The organism is Neobacillus sp. FW104-15D2, from assembly GCF_058790155.1.
Genome location: NZ_JBYTCJ010000004.1, coordinates 168,780 through 181,173, shown reverse-complemented (window position 1 = coordinate 181,173; position 12,394 = coordinate 168,780). Strand labels below are relative to the sequence as shown.

At 41.3% G+C, this 12,394-nt stretch carries 15 protein-coding genes; 4 read left to right on the top strand and 11 right to left on the bottom strand.

All coding sequences use genetic code 11. The features are described from left to right. Positions 1 to 152: 152 nt before the first annotated feature. From AC3WR0_RS05410 to hprK, 6 genes are all read right to left on the bottom strand, one after another. Positions 153 to 338, bottom strand: coding sequence for a hypothetical protein (locus AC3WR0_RS05410; protein ID WP_492551344.1), 186 nt, complete (start codon positions 336 to 338; stop codon positions 153 to 155). 257 nt (positions 339 to 595) lie between these two features. Beyond that, positions 596 to 1,129, bottom strand: a complete 534-nt coding sequence (locus AC3WR0_RS05405) for an acyltransferase (protein ID WP_027321960.1) — start codon at positions 1,127 to 1,129, stop codon at positions 596 to 598. A 1-nt stretch (position 1,130) separates the two neighbouring features. After that, the gene (gene ppaX / locus AC3WR0_RS05400) at positions 1,131 to 1,778 is read right to left on the bottom strand and encodes a pyrophosphatase PpaX (protein WP_492551343.1); all 648 of its coding nucleotides are present in this window, start codon (positions 1,776 to 1,778) and stop codon (positions 1,131 to 1,133) included. Further along, entirely contained in the window at positions 1,768 to 2,715 is a 948-nt protein-coding gene (locus AC3WR0_RS05395) for a nucleoside recognition domain-containing protein (RefSeq protein WP_492551342.1), read from the bottom strand. Before AC3WR0_RS05395 ends, ppaX begins: the two co-directional genes overlap by 11 nt. A 17-nt stretch (positions 2,716 to 2,732) precedes the next feature. Then, entirely contained in the window at positions 2,733 to 3,554 is an 822-nt protein-coding gene (gene lgt, locus AC3WR0_RS05390; RefSeq protein ID WP_492551341.1) for a prolipoprotein diacylglyceryl transferase, read from the bottom strand. Between the two features lie 83 nt (positions 3,555 to 3,637). Continuing rightward, the gene (gene hprK / locus AC3WR0_RS05385) at positions 3,638 to 4,573 is read right to left on the bottom strand and encodes an HPr(Ser) kinase/phosphatase (protein WP_027321956.1); all 936 of its coding nucleotides are present in this window, start codon (positions 4,571 to 4,573) and stop codon (positions 3,638 to 3,640) included. A gap of 241 nt (positions 4,574 to 4,814) precedes the next feature. Here hprK and nagA point away from each other — a divergent pair, with 241 nt between their 5' ends. From nagA to AC3WR0_RS05365, 4 genes are all read left to right on the top strand, one after another. After that, positions 4,815 to 6,005 (top strand): N-acetylglucosamine-6-phosphate deacetylase, encoded by a 1,191-nt coding sequence (gene nagA, locus AC3WR0_RS05380; protein WP_492551340.1) that lies wholly within the window; start codon positions 4,815 to 4,817, stop codon positions 6,003 to 6,005. Beyond that, a complete protein-coding gene (gene nagB / locus AC3WR0_RS05375; protein ID WP_492551339.1) occupies positions 6,002 to 6,727 on the top strand; it encodes a glucosamine-6-phosphate deaminase in 726 nt (241 codons plus the stop codon). The genes nagA and nagB overlap by 4 nt, the downstream gene beginning before the upstream one ends. A gap of 24 nt (positions 6,728 to 6,751) precedes the next feature. Then, on the top strand, positions 6,752 to 7,480 hold the full coding sequence (locus tag AC3WR0_RS05370) for a GntR family transcriptional regulator (protein WP_492551338.1): 729 nt from the start codon (positions 6,752 to 6,754) through the stop codon (positions 7,478 to 7,480). Between the two features lie 126 nt (positions 7,481 to 7,606). After that, complete coding sequence (locus tag AC3WR0_RS05365) at positions 7,607 to 8,395, top strand: N-acetylmuramoyl-L-alanine amidase (RefSeq protein ID WP_492551337.1); 789 nt, start codon at positions 7,607 to 7,609, stop codon at positions 8,393 to 8,395. Between the two features lie 9 nt (positions 8,396 to 8,404). On the opposite strand, the gene AC3WR0_RS05360 is transcribed toward AC3WR0_RS05365, so the two are convergent. From AC3WR0_RS05360 to AC3WR0_RS05340, 5 genes are all read right to left on the bottom strand, one after another. Continuing rightward, positions 8,405 to 8,764, bottom strand: coding sequence for a phage holin family protein (locus AC3WR0_RS05360; protein ID WP_492551336.1), 360 nt, complete (start codon positions 8,762 to 8,764; stop codon positions 8,405 to 8,407). Continuing rightward, on the bottom strand, positions 8,761 to 8,958 hold the full coding sequence (locus AC3WR0_RS05355; protein WP_492551335.1) for a PspC domain-containing protein: 198 nt from the start codon (positions 8,956 to 8,958) through the stop codon (positions 8,761 to 8,763). Before AC3WR0_RS05355 ends, AC3WR0_RS05360 begins: the two co-directional genes overlap by 4 nt. 12 nt (positions 8,959 to 8,970) lie before the next feature. After that, positions 8,971 to 10,089 (bottom strand): DUF4097 family beta strand repeat-containing protein, encoded by a 1,119-nt coding sequence (locus AC3WR0_RS05350; RefSeq protein WP_492551334.1) that lies wholly within the window; start codon positions 10,087 to 10,089, stop codon positions 8,971 to 8,973. A gap of 36 nt (positions 10,090 to 10,125) precedes the next feature. Beyond that, the gene (locus AC3WR0_RS05345) at positions 10,126 to 10,440 is read right to left on the bottom strand and encodes a magnetosome magnetite crystal formation protein family (protein WP_492551333.1); all 315 of its coding nucleotides are present in this window, start codon (positions 10,438 to 10,440) and stop codon (positions 10,126 to 10,128) included. A 627-nt stretch (positions 10,441 to 11,067) separates the two neighbouring features. Continuing rightward, positions 11,068 to 12,243, bottom strand: a complete 1,176-nt coding sequence (locus AC3WR0_RS05340; RefSeq protein ID WP_492551332.1) for an IS256 family transposase — start codon at positions 12,241 to 12,243, stop codon at positions 11,068 to 11,070. Positions 12,244 to 12,394 lie beyond the last annotated feature (151 nt).

Sequence of the window (12,394 nt, the reverse complement as noted above, 5' to 3'; positions counted from 1 at the left end):
GTCAAAATCCTTTAGTTCGCTAATATGGTAGTAAAATAAAGTTATATGTAGTTTACTCCTTCTCATACTTCCCGTCAATTGAAAACTTTACGCCAATTTGTTTTCATATAGTTTTCTATTCATGACCTGTTTTGTCCTCTATCGATTGGTTTTTAGGTTTTATCAATCATCTTCGGCGTTATATCGATTACGCTTGGCGTTTTATCAATCATTTTCGGCATCTTATCGATTACGCTTGGCGTTTTATCAATCATTTTCGGCATTTTATCGATTACGCTTGGAGTTTTATCAATCATTTTCGGCATTATATCGATTACGCTTGGAATTTTATCAATCAATTCGGCATTCTATCGATTACGCTTGGAATTTTATCAATCATTTTCGGCATTTTATCGATTACGCTTGGAATTTTATCAATCAATTCGGTATTCTATCGATTACGATCGGAGTTTTATCAATCAATTCGGTATTCAATCGATTACGCTTGGATTTTTTTCAATCATTTTCGGCATTTTATCGATTACGCTTGGAGTTTTATCAACATTTTTTCAACCTCTATTTTTCGGATTTACGCCACAAAAAAACAGGCACATTTCTATGCCTGTTTTCCGTAAATAGGATCACTCGACCAGCGTTCGGCCAGTTCTTCCTTCGTGTAAATTACTTTCATTGGGTTTCCGCCAACAAATGCCCCCGGAGGAACATCCTTATGGACAAGTGTTCCGGCAGAGACAATAGCACCGTCGCCAATCTTTACTCCCGGAAGGATCGTTGAATTGGCGCCAATCATGACCTCGCTCCCGATTTCAATTGGTCCGAGGCGGTATTCCTTAATCAAATATTCATGTGCCAGTATCGTTGTATTATAGCCGATAACGGTGTTGCGACCGACACTTATTTTTTCCGGAAACATAACATCCAGCATGACCATTAAGGCAAACGAAGTCTGATCCCCAACCTTCATTCCTAAAAAAGTCCGATAGAGCCAATTTTTCATTCCCAGAAACGGAGTATATCGTGCCAGCTGAATGACAATAAAATTTTTGACAACCTTCCTAAAAGGTACGGTTTTGTATACATGCCACAGAGAATTGGCGCCTTCAACCGGATAACGGGTTGTATTCCTCATCTTATTCTTCTCCGAGAATCGCCAATATGTCTGCCATACTTTCAAGCATGAAGTCTGGTTCAAAGTTGGCCAGATAGTCGCGGCCTTTCATGGACCAGGCTACTCCTGCCGTTTTTGTGCCTGCATTTTTTCCAGCCAGAATATCATGGTAGTTATCACCCACCATAATGGCTTCTTCAGGTTTTGCGCCTAGCTGCTCCAGTGCCTTCAAAACCGGTTCTGGATCCGGTTTTTCCTTTTCGACATGGTCTAAAGCCACTACTGCTTCAAAATAAGGTTCAAGATCCATCAGCCTTAACCCTTTAAGGACAACATCGTGGAGCTTAGTTGTTACGATTCCAAGCTTGTAGCCGCGCTCTTTCAGCGTATGAACCGTATCCTTTACACCTACAAATTCCTTAACAAGCAGATCGTGATTCGCAAGATTATACGTGCGATACTCGAGTATCATTTCGTCCACCCGGTCTGGATCCAGCCCTGAAAAAGTGTCCATCAAACTTGGGCCCATAAAAGGATATACATCCTCTCGCTGATACTTGCCTGGATAATATTTATCGAGTGTGTGCATAAAAGTAGAAATAATCAATTCATTTGTATCAATTAATGTTCCATCAAGATCAAATAAGATGGTTGTTATTTTATTGCTCATACGTTGCTTCCTTTCTTTTTAAAAAGCCTTTTCGCTTCCAAATAAAGCCGACCAATAGAGTTAGTACGATTGCAACACCAATGCGTATCAGGAATAAAGGCCAAACTGGTATCCCCAGCGGAATGAATAACAGAGTATCCTCTACCACCGCATGGCAGGCCACCAGAAAAATAAACGCTAGTGTCAGATCCTTCTTGCTGACGCCATCCTCTTTTACTGCCTGAATCATAACGCCTGCACCATAGGCCAGACCAAACAAAAGACCAGCAGCCATAGTTGTAGAGGTATTTTCCTTCATACCCAGGGAGCGTGTAATCGGCCCCATGCCTTTTGAAAAAATATCAAGCCATTTATAGTCCTTCAAAATTTGAATAACAATCATCAATGGCAAAACAATCATAGCTAGCTGTAAAATACCTAGCCCTGCTTTTTGGACGGCTTGGAGAAGTATTTGGATAATCCCGTGGGCATGTCCTGTTTGATCAGGAATAAGTCCATATATAGCCGTATTTGAACCACCATGCCACACCAAATTAATCACAATCGCTGAGAGAAAAGCAAGGCCAAGCCTGGTCACAATAACGATCCAAACCTTCACGCCTGCTTTTACAGCTACACTTGTCTCAACTAACAAATTATGCGAAAACGAAAGCATGACAGCCAATATAAAAACTTCTTTTACAGTAAAATGAAGGGTTAAAATGGCACCGATTGCTCCGTATAAATTCAGGAAATTACCCAGAACGAGCGGAATAGCGGCATCCCCGGACAAGCCAATTAGCTTCATCACGGGTGTTATCAGCTTCATCAGCCAGGGAAGAACAGGTGTATATTGTAAAATTGCCACGATTAGAGTGACAGGGAAGATAATTTTCCCCAATGTCCAAGTTGTCTTGAGTCCAACCAGCAAGCCCCTTTTGAGAGAGCCAATCAGCATGTTCCATCCCCCATTGATTAATTATTTTCTAAATCCTGATACCTATGATTTGCCATTCCAGATTTCCTTCTGATAATGATAGCAATGATTGCCACGACAATCAGGACGATGGATATGGCCTGGGCAATTCTAAGAGTCTGGGTAAGCATTAAGCTATCTGTTCTCATTCCTTCTACAAAGAATCTTCCGATTGAATACCAGATTACATATGATAAAAACAATTCCCCGCGGCGCAGGTTCACTCTTCGCAGTGCAATCAGCAAAATGACCCCGGCAAAATCCCATAATGATTCATATAAAAAAGTAGGATGATAGTAAGCACCATTAATATACATTTGGTTAATGATAAAGTCTGGTAAATGCAAATTTTCAAGAAATGCTCTGCTTACTTCTCTCCCATGGGCTTCCTGATTCATAAAATTTCCCCAGCGGCCGATTGCCTGGCCCAGAATAATACTTGGAGCGGCAATGTCAGCAACCTTCCAGAAAGAAATTCCCCTTGACCTTGTAAAAAAGTAGGCTGTGAGAACAGAACCGATCAGAGCCCCGTGAATGGCGATTCCCCCGTGCCATATTTGAAAGGTTTCCCCGGGATGACTTTTATAATAATTCCATTCAAAAAGGACATAATAAATTCTTGCAGAAATAATGGCAATTGGGATTGCCCATAGCATTAAATCAGGAAAAGTTTCCTTTTGGAGCCCTCTGCGGTCACCTTCCCTAATAGCAAGAAGCAGCGCCAGCGCAAGCCCAGATCCGATAATAATGCCGTACCAGTGAACTTGAATCGGCCCAAGGCTAAAAGCGATTGGATCAAGCGGGTGTATGTTTTTTTCCATGAACATTCTCCTTATTCCTTTGTTCTCTATTTATAAGTGAAGCCTATGGGATCACCCTAGGCTCCTCATCCCCAAATCATTTCCTACATATCGTCATGATCGTTGTCTTCAATTACATCTGAAAGTCTTTCCGTAAACTGCTGGGCAGCATTAACTCCCATCCTTTTCAGACGGTAGTTCATTGCAGCTACCTCGATAATAACAGCAAGGTTTCGACCTGGACGTACAGGAATCGTAAGTTTTGTAACATCAGTGTCAATAATCTTCATTTTTTCTTCATCCAGACCAAGGCGATCATATTGCTTTTTAGAATCCCAGATCTCAAGATTGATAACAAGGGTAATCCGTTTATTGCTTCGAACCGCTCCCGCACCAAATAAGGTCATGACATTGATAATTCCAAGGCCTCGGATTTCAAGCAAATGCTCAATCAGTTCAGGAGAAGTTCCGACGAGTGTATCCTGGTCCTCCTGACGAATTTCCACGCAATCATCCGCTACCAACCGGTGGCCGCGTTTAACCAATTCAAGCGCCGTTTCACTTTTACCAACCCCGCTTTTACCGGTAATTAGCACGCCGATACCGTATATATCAACAAGTACACCATGAACGGCAGTTGTTGGAGCAAGTTTGCTTTCTAAAAAGTTTGTCAGTCGGCTCGAAAAACGGGTCGTTTTCATATTAGCTCTTAATACAGGGACGGATTCCCGTTCTGCGGCTTCCATTAATTCTTCGGGAACTTCAAATCCCCTTGTAACTATGATAGCCGGAGTAATATCTGTACAAAGCTGTTCCATCCGGTTAATACGTTCCTGTTTCGGCAGCTCATTGAAGAAAGACAGTTCAGTTTTTCCTAATAGCTGAATCCGTTCAGCAGGATAATATTTAAAGTAGCCGGCTATTTCCATACCAGGCCTGGAAATATCACTAGTGATGATCGGGCGGTTAATTCCTTCCTCTCCGCTCACTAGCTCAAGGTCAAATTTTTCATAGATATCTTTGGTGCGTACCTTTCCCAAACGAAGCCCTCCTTTTTTGCAAATCATTAATATGGCAGTGCATCCGAAAATCGGATTTAATTTTTATTTCCACGATTCCTCTTATTTTAGCACTTTTCAGCAAAGAACCAAATGAACGAATGCGAATTGAGCTACTTTTTTGTGTGAAAAGTGGTACTAGAACCTCTAACTGGTATAGACAACTAAACCACAAATCAATATAATAATTTTATAAAAGCTATTATCGATAGGAGCTGGTAATGTGGGCACTCTTCTGCTTGTTCAAGGGAAAGCTGTATTGGAAAAAGAAATAAAGGAAGAAATTTATATATATCTAGAAAATGAAAAGATTATGGAAATCGGGCCTCTTAAAGATGCAGAGCTTCGTTTTCCTGAAGCTGAAAAAATTTCAATACCAAAAGGCCAGACAGTTGTTCCGGGATTTATCGACCTTCACATTCACGGAGCTGCAGGCGCTGATACGATGGATGCTACACCTGAGGCACTCAAAACGATTGCCGAAGCTCTTGCCAGGGAAGGAACAACAAGCTTTCTGGCGACCACTATTACTCAGGAAAAAACTAATATAGAAAAGGCTTTGGAAAATGCAGGCAGCTATATTCAAGAGGATAACCAGACTGGAAGTGCTGAAATACTTGGAATCCATCTGGAAGGTCCATTTATAAATGAAAAACGTGCTGGAGCGCAGCCAAGGGAGTATATTCTCAAGCCGGATCTTGATTTATTCAAGCAGTGGCAGAAGCTTGCCGGGGGACATATAAAACTGGTTACTATCGCACCTGAAATGGAAAACGGATTAGAATTTATACGCTTTCTAAAAGAAAGTGGTGTGATTGCATCAATCGGCCATACGGATGCCGTTTTTGATGAAGTAGAAGCAGCTGTATATGCAGGAGCAAGACAGATTACCCATCTTTTTAACGGAATGAGAGGAATGCATCATCGGGAACCGGGAACTGCAGGATCGGCCCTTCTTTTTAAAGAGCTGATGATTGAGGTAATTGCTGATGGCATCCACGTTCATCCTCAAATGTTAAAACTAGCCCTGTCTGCCAAGGGAACAGATGGAACACTTTTGATAACAGACTCCATGAGAGCTAAATGCCTTAAAAATGGAGTTTACGATTTGGGCGGACAGGACGTCCATGTTGCCGATGGAAAAGCTCTTTTAGAAGACGGGACATTAGCGGGAAGTATTTTAAAAATGAATGAAGCAGTCAGAAATATTGCGAAGTTTACGGAATTGACGCTTTTGGAAGCAGTTCAATTGGCAAGCACCAATCCAGCAAGGCAGCTCGGTGTTCTTGAACGAAAAGGAAGCATCACAGCAGGAAAAGACGCAGATATTACCGTGTTAAATGATCAATTCGAAGTGGAATTAACATTATGCCGCGGCGAAATTGCTTTTAAAAAGGAGGAAAAAGAAGGATGAAAATCATTCGAACAGCCAATTATCAGGAAATGAGCCAGGCGGCGGCTAATATAATGACGCATAAAATCCGCTCAGCTGGAAAGCTGACTTTAGGGCTTGCAACAGGGAGCACGCCAAGCGGGGTATACGAACAATTAATTTCCGACCATTTCAAGAATGGAACCTCTTATATAAATGTTCAAACGGTTAACCTTGACGAATATATAGATTTTGCTATTGATGACCCTAATAGCTATCATTCTTTTATGAAAAAAAATCTGTTTGACCAAATAGACATCAATGCTGAAAATACAGCGATTCCTAATGGAATGGCGGACGACCTGGACAGGGAATGTGAACGTTATGACGAGCTAATCAGAGGTAGAGGCGGTATTGATCTTCAGCTGCTGGGAATTGGGCAAAATGGGCATATCGGCTTTAATGAACCGGGAACACCATTTAGCACCCGAACACATATTGTGAACCTCGCCGAAAGTACTCGCCAGGCGAACTCAAGATTTTTCCCTTCTCTTGAAAATGTTCCAAAAAGGGCAATTACCATGGGAATCGCAACCATTCTGGACAGCAGAGAAATCCTTCTGCTTGCTTCCGGAGAGGCGAAGGCAGAAGCCATTTCCCGGCTAATCAGTGGCGATTGTGATGAAAGCTTCCCCGCCTCTGCTCTTAAGCTTCATGAAAATGTCACGATCATTGCGGATGAAGAAGCTTTAAAATATATTTAAGTCCGTTTTCGAAGGAGACTTTTAATGATAAATAAACAATCACCTATACCGATCTATCATCAGCTGGAGAATTTTTTAAAAGAGCAGATTGAAAACAGGACACTCCTGCCAGATGAAATGATTCCTTCTGAACGGGAGTATGCCGAACGGTATGAAATAAGCAGAATGACTGTCAGACAAGCCATTAACAATCTGGTAAGCGAGGGATTTTTATACCGCCAAAAAGGCAAAGGAACATTTGTCAGTAAGAAAAAGATTGAACAGGATTTGGAATGGCTGACGGGTTTTACAGAGGACATGCTGGCACGGGGAATGACACCAAGCAGCCGGCTGCTTTCTTTTAAAATCATTCCTGCCGATATCCAGGTCTCTAGCCAGCTGAAAATATCTGAAAAAGATTCCATCTATGAAATCGTCCGCGTCCGTCTTGCTGATGGGATACCAATGGCCCTTGAATACACCTATGTTCCGGCGGATGTTGTGCCAGGCCTCACGGAGGAAAACAGCAACAGGTCATTATATGAATATATTGAAACAAATTCATCCCGCCGGATAAGTGAAGCCTACCAGGAGATTGAAGCAGCCGCAGCCAGAGAGTCAGAGGCAGAGCTGCTGGAGGTTTCGGAAGGAGCCCCTGTCCTGTTAATCATGCGGACAGCTTCCCTGGACGACGGAACACCCTTCGAATTTGTAAAATCCATTTATCGGGCGGACCGTTATAGATTCATTCATAAATTAAAGAGAAATATATAAAAAGCAGGCAGATACCGATTTAGGTATCTGTCTGCTTATAGCCAATTTTTACCTTTTAATTTGTCCCTGACCTTTCTAGCTTATTTTCCATATATTAAAGATAGAAACAGAGAGGAGATGAATGGAATGAAATTCATGATTGATGCCGGCCATGGGTTTAACACACCAGGCAAAAGAAGTTTTAACGGAATGAGAGAATACGAATTTAACCGTGTTGTTGCTTCCTATGTAAAGTCCCTTCTTGAAACCTATCAAAATGTTACCGTTTATTTTGCCCACTCCGACGAACGAGATGTTCCTTTAAAAGAAAGAACCGATACCGCAAACCATCTAAAGGTGGATGCCTACATTTCCATTCATGCCAATGCGTCGGGAACAACCTGGAATGAAGCAAGCGGAATTGAAACATTCGTATATACGACAAGACCAAAAGAAGCAGTTGAGCTTGCCCAAAAGGTTCAAAAATACCTGGTGACAATGACCGGTGAGAGGAACCGCGGCATAAAGACGGCCAATTTCCATGTTCTCAGGGAAACCAATATGACAGCGATTTTGTCAGAATGCGGTTTTATGACTAATAAGGAAGATGAGGCTCTTTTGGAATCTGATTCCTATCGGCGAACCTGCGCTGAAGCAATTACAAGGGGAATTGCGGAACAATACCATTTAGTGAAGAAATCAGCAGTGAAAGCTGACTCTACACCAGCTCCAAAACCTGCATCGAGCCCTGCTCCTGCGCCTAGTTCAGCCACCGCGTCAAATGCATCAGCGCCTACCGCTTCAGGCTCTCAGCGGGATGGACTTTATCATCTGCAGGTTGGTGCCTTTACGGATCGAAAAAATGCGGAAGCACTCGCCTCACGATTAAAGGCTGAAGGCCATGATGTTTTCATAGACTTCGAAACGAAAAAATAAGCGCAGCAATTAGCTGCGCTTACTTTTTTCAAAAAGAGTTTTCTGAACGATTAAATTTATGACCGACATTAAAATGGCTGCCAGGAGAGCCATCCCGAATCCCGAGATATCAAACGAGCTCCCCATCAGCCTGTCGGTCAGCATAAGGGTAATGGCATTAATAACAAACAAAAACAGACCAAGCGACAGGACGGTAACTGGCAGTGTCAAAAGGATTAGCACAGGACGGACCAAAATATTTAAAATGGACAACAATAAACTTGCCTCCAGGGCAGAAGTAAATCCGTCTAAATGAAAACTCCCCTGAAAATATCCTGCAAACGCCATAAACAAAACGGCATTAATAATAATTCCGGCTATCCACCTCATTTATAGTTTCCTTCATTTGGCATAATGAAAATCAGCAGAATATAAAGAAGCCCCATTGGAAAAAATCCTGTAAACAAAAAGAGTACGAGATACAGAACCCGAAGCAAAGTTGAATCCATTCCTATTCTTTCTGAAATTCCTCCCAGCACTCCGGCCAGCTTCCGATTGGACTTGGACCTAATCAGCTTATTCATGACTATCCCTCCTTACTTATATAAATTCACGATATCAGACTGATCAACAGTGATAGCCCCTGTTTTTGTATCAGCGAATATCTTAGTTGCTCCTGCTGTTTCAATAGACTTAAAGCGGAGTAATTTTTGGAGCTTTTCACTTTTTTCTTCAACAATCTGAATGCCCTCGAGCTTAACATTAAAACTGCCCAAATTGCTTCTCAGCTCACCGTCCACCTTTGTTCCAGCCGGTAAAAATAAATCAATGCTTCCTGTAGTTCCTTTGGCAGAAAAATTTTCACAGCTTTTCCCCATTAAATGACAGGAGATATTCCCGTTTAAGGTTTGAGCCTCTGCCTTTTTAAAATCACCTGAAAGCTCAATGGCTCCATTAATGGTCTCCGCTTCCAATGCTGAAATCCTGCTATGTTCAATCTTTATATATCCATTCGCAGTCTCAGCTTCCATTCGATTCCCTTCAAAAGCTGTAAATTCAATTTTTCCATTTGCAGTCTTCACGCGAAGGTCTCCGATATTCAAGTTTTCACCACTAATCGGGCCGTTAAACATTCTGATTCTCGCTCTCTCGTATTCGGTCCGAGGAATATAAACAATCGCCTCTACCTTCATCCATTTCTGCTGGGTTCCAAAACGGAGCTTCTCTCCCTCAATGGCAAAGAATACATCCTTTAAAAAGTTTTGCCGGGCCTGTTCCTGTGTCTCTACACGGTACACCTTCGCCTGGCATTCAATCCTCACATCTTGCTCGTTCCATGGAACAACCTTCATCGAACCATTGGCAATATCCAGGTCCATCTCTTTTAAATAAACACCGTTCTGCTGAAAGATATGGGAAATTTCAACGGACTGCCCAAAGTTAAAGTCCAAATCAAAATCTTTAATTTTTTTCAGAGCAGAATCAACAAATTCAAAAATTTTATCTTTTGCTGACTGAAATTTATACTGAAACGGCTCTTCCTTCTTGGCCTCTTCAAAGTGAACAGCAGTAGTTAATTCATTGACTATTTCCGCCTGCTTTTGAGCCATCGTTTTCTCTGCTTTATCCAATTCCTCAAGCAGGGTCAATGCTTCCTCAACCTTTAGCTTTCCTTCCTCCACCATTTTCAAAATCCGTTTCCGTTCGTTCTGCATACCATTCCCTCCCCAATTTTTCCTGACTTATTATATTTATTCCGCCCGTAAAGCCTTTACGCCTTTAACGATATTCCATATAACCACAGCCAGGCTTACCAATCCCATAACGATGGATGTAATCAATGTCAAAATAGGTATACTATCCGCCATCCTGCTCATATCGTAAAAAATACTCATAACAAACAGTGGAATTAGGATTAATGGAATAAGATGCGAAAGTAAGGCAGCTTTTGCGTGTTGTTTTGTAACGTGATCGTTTGAGGCCAAATACACTACCAGCGGAAAAAGAAAGCCTGCAAAGAAAATACTAAAATAACAAAGTGAAGAAAGGATCCTTCTAGTTTCCAATCCAGTCAACTCCCCTAACGTTCTTATGAATGGCCATAATGGGCCGTTCCTCTTATAAATAGTACGTTTGGGCGGGCAAAAAGATTCACTGTGGAGTGTTGAAGATTTTTAAAGGGGCAGTTAGATACCGTTCTGCCTTTTTACACCAAAAAGACCGGCCCCAGCCGGTCCCCTTACATATGTTCTTCCCTAATGAAAAGAACTTCTACTTGTTTCACTAAAACTTCTACCTCTTTTCGCAAAACTTCTACTCCTTTTTCCGAAACTTCTACTTCTTACACTAAAAAGACCGGCCCCAGCCGGTCCCCTTACATATGTTCTTCCCTATTGAAAAGAACTTCTACTTGTTTCCCGGAAACTTCTACTCCTTTTTCCCAAACTTCTACTTTTCACACATAAAAGACCGACCCTAGCCGGTCTCCTCAAGTCAAGTCCTATTAATTGTGTAAAATCGAATGCAAATGTTTTCAACTAAAAATTGTGGGCTGTGATCCAAACCCTTTTCATTTTTGAGCGAGACTTCCATGGGTTTCATTCTTCATATCCAGTGCAGATTGTCAAAGGCTTTTCACTTTGACAGTCTGTCCTGGATATGAAATCATCCATAATGGAAGTTTAGCTGAAAAATCATTTTGTGCTATTGTTTAGTGCATTTTTTTTGGAATAAACGGTTTCTTGATAGTGCATTAACACGGCCCCTACGAGGCGGAAAGCAGATTGCGTATTTGGAAAGATACGAATCACTTTTTCTCTTCGGCGAACTTCTTGATTTAAGCGTTCAAGAGAATTGGTACTTCTGATATGAGAGCGTATTTTTTCGGGAAAGTTCATGTATTGAATGGTATCTTCGAAACCTTCATCTAATATGCCGAGTGCTTTCTCATATTTTTTGTCTTCGCTAAACCGGGTCATCAGTTCATCTTTGAATTTCCGTATATCCTCAATTGTAACAGCTTCAAAAACACGCTTAAGCATCAGGCGGAATTCGTCTGAGTCTTTTTTAGGGATTGTTTCAATGATATTCCGTTTGAAATGCACATTACATCTTTGCCAGCTGGTTCCGATGAATTCCCTTTGAATTGCTTTTTGAAGTCCCTGATGTGCATCTGAGATGACCAAATTAGGTGATTGAAGACCTCGGGATTTAAGTTGTTGTAAGAATTTGCTCCAGCTCTCATAATTTTCAACATGATCAACACTCAAACCGAGTATTTCACGTTTGTTTTTCTCTGAGATAGCAGTAGCGATATAAACCGCTTTTGAGACAACCCGGTGATGTTCACGTACTTTAATATACATGGCATCGACAAAAACATAAGGAAAATACATTACATTTAAAGGCCGTTTTGCCCAGTCATTAACAATGGGATCGAGCTTTTGGGTAAGAGAAGAAACAAATGATTTAGAAATGGTTTCACCACATAGCTGTTCCACAATGTGAGTAACCTTCCGGGTGGAGACTCCATTGATGACCATCTCTAACATAGAGAGGACAAGTGCCTGATCGCAACGGGCATATTTTTCAAAGACCGAAGTTGAAAATTCCCCATTGCGAGTTCTAGGGACTTTTAGTTTTAACTTACCTATACTCATAGTTAATTCCCGATCATAGAAACCGTTGCGATAGTCCCGACGCTCTGTAGAACGTTCATAAGCAGCAGCGTTTAAGAAGTCATCTCTCTCTTTTTCCATAAACTCATTTAGAACTAAAACAATAGCTGACCTAACCACTGCATCAATATTTGAATTCATAACTGATTCTTTTAAAAGGTCCATATCTAGGTTAAACTGTAAGTGAGTCATTATTATTCCTCTTTTCATTGTTTATCGTAGTTGAAAACAGTGTTGCCAAGAGTGAATAAAATGACTCTTTCTTTTTACACAATTATATGGACTCAATCGTCTCCTCACATATGTTCTTCCCTATTGAAAAGAACTTCTACTTGTTTCATCA

Excerpts from the sequence above, each read along its gene's own strand:
- AC3WR0_RS05405 (WP_027321960.1), bottom strand. The coding sequence starts at position 1,129 with ATGAGGAATACAACCCGTTATCCGGTTGAAGGCGCCAATTCTCTGTGG.
- ppaX (WP_492551343.1), bottom strand. The coding sequence starts at position 1,778 with ATGAGCAATAAAATAACAACCATCTTATTTGATCTTGATGGAACATTA.
- AC3WR0_RS05395 (WP_492551342.1), bottom strand. The coding sequence starts at position 2,715 with ATGCTGATTGGCTCTCTCAAAAGGGGCTTGCTGGTTGGACTCAAGACA.
- lgt (WP_492551341.1), bottom strand. The coding sequence starts at position 3,554 with ATGGAAAAAAACATACACCCGCTTGATCCAATCGCTTTTAGCCTTGGG.
- nagB (WP_492551339.1), top strand. The coding sequence starts at position 6,002 with ATGAAAATCATTCGAACAGCCAATTATCAGGAAATGAGCCAGGCGGCG.
- AC3WR0_RS05370 (WP_492551338.1), top strand. The coding sequence starts at position 6,752 with ATGATAAATAAACAATCACCTATACCGATCTATCATCAGCTGGAGAAT.
- AC3WR0_RS05365 (WP_492551337.1), top strand. The coding sequence starts at position 7,607 with ATGAAATTCATGATTGATGCCGGCCATGGGTTTAACACACCAGGCAAA.
- AC3WR0_RS05360 (WP_492551336.1), bottom strand. The coding sequence starts at position 8,764 with ATGAGGTGGATAGCCGGAATTATTATTAATGCCGTTTTGTTTATGGCG.
- AC3WR0_RS05355 (WP_492551335.1), bottom strand. The coding sequence starts at position 8,958 with ATGAATAAGCTGATTAGGTCCAAGTCCAATCGGAAGCTGGCCGGAGTG.
- AC3WR0_RS05350 (WP_492551334.1), bottom strand. The coding sequence starts at position 10,089 with ATGCAGAACGAACGGAAACGGATTTTGAAAATGGTGGAGGAAGGAAAG.
- AC3WR0_RS05340 (WP_492551332.1), bottom strand. The coding sequence starts at position 12,243 with ATGACTCACTTACAGTTTAACCTAGATATGGACCTTTTAAAAGAATCA.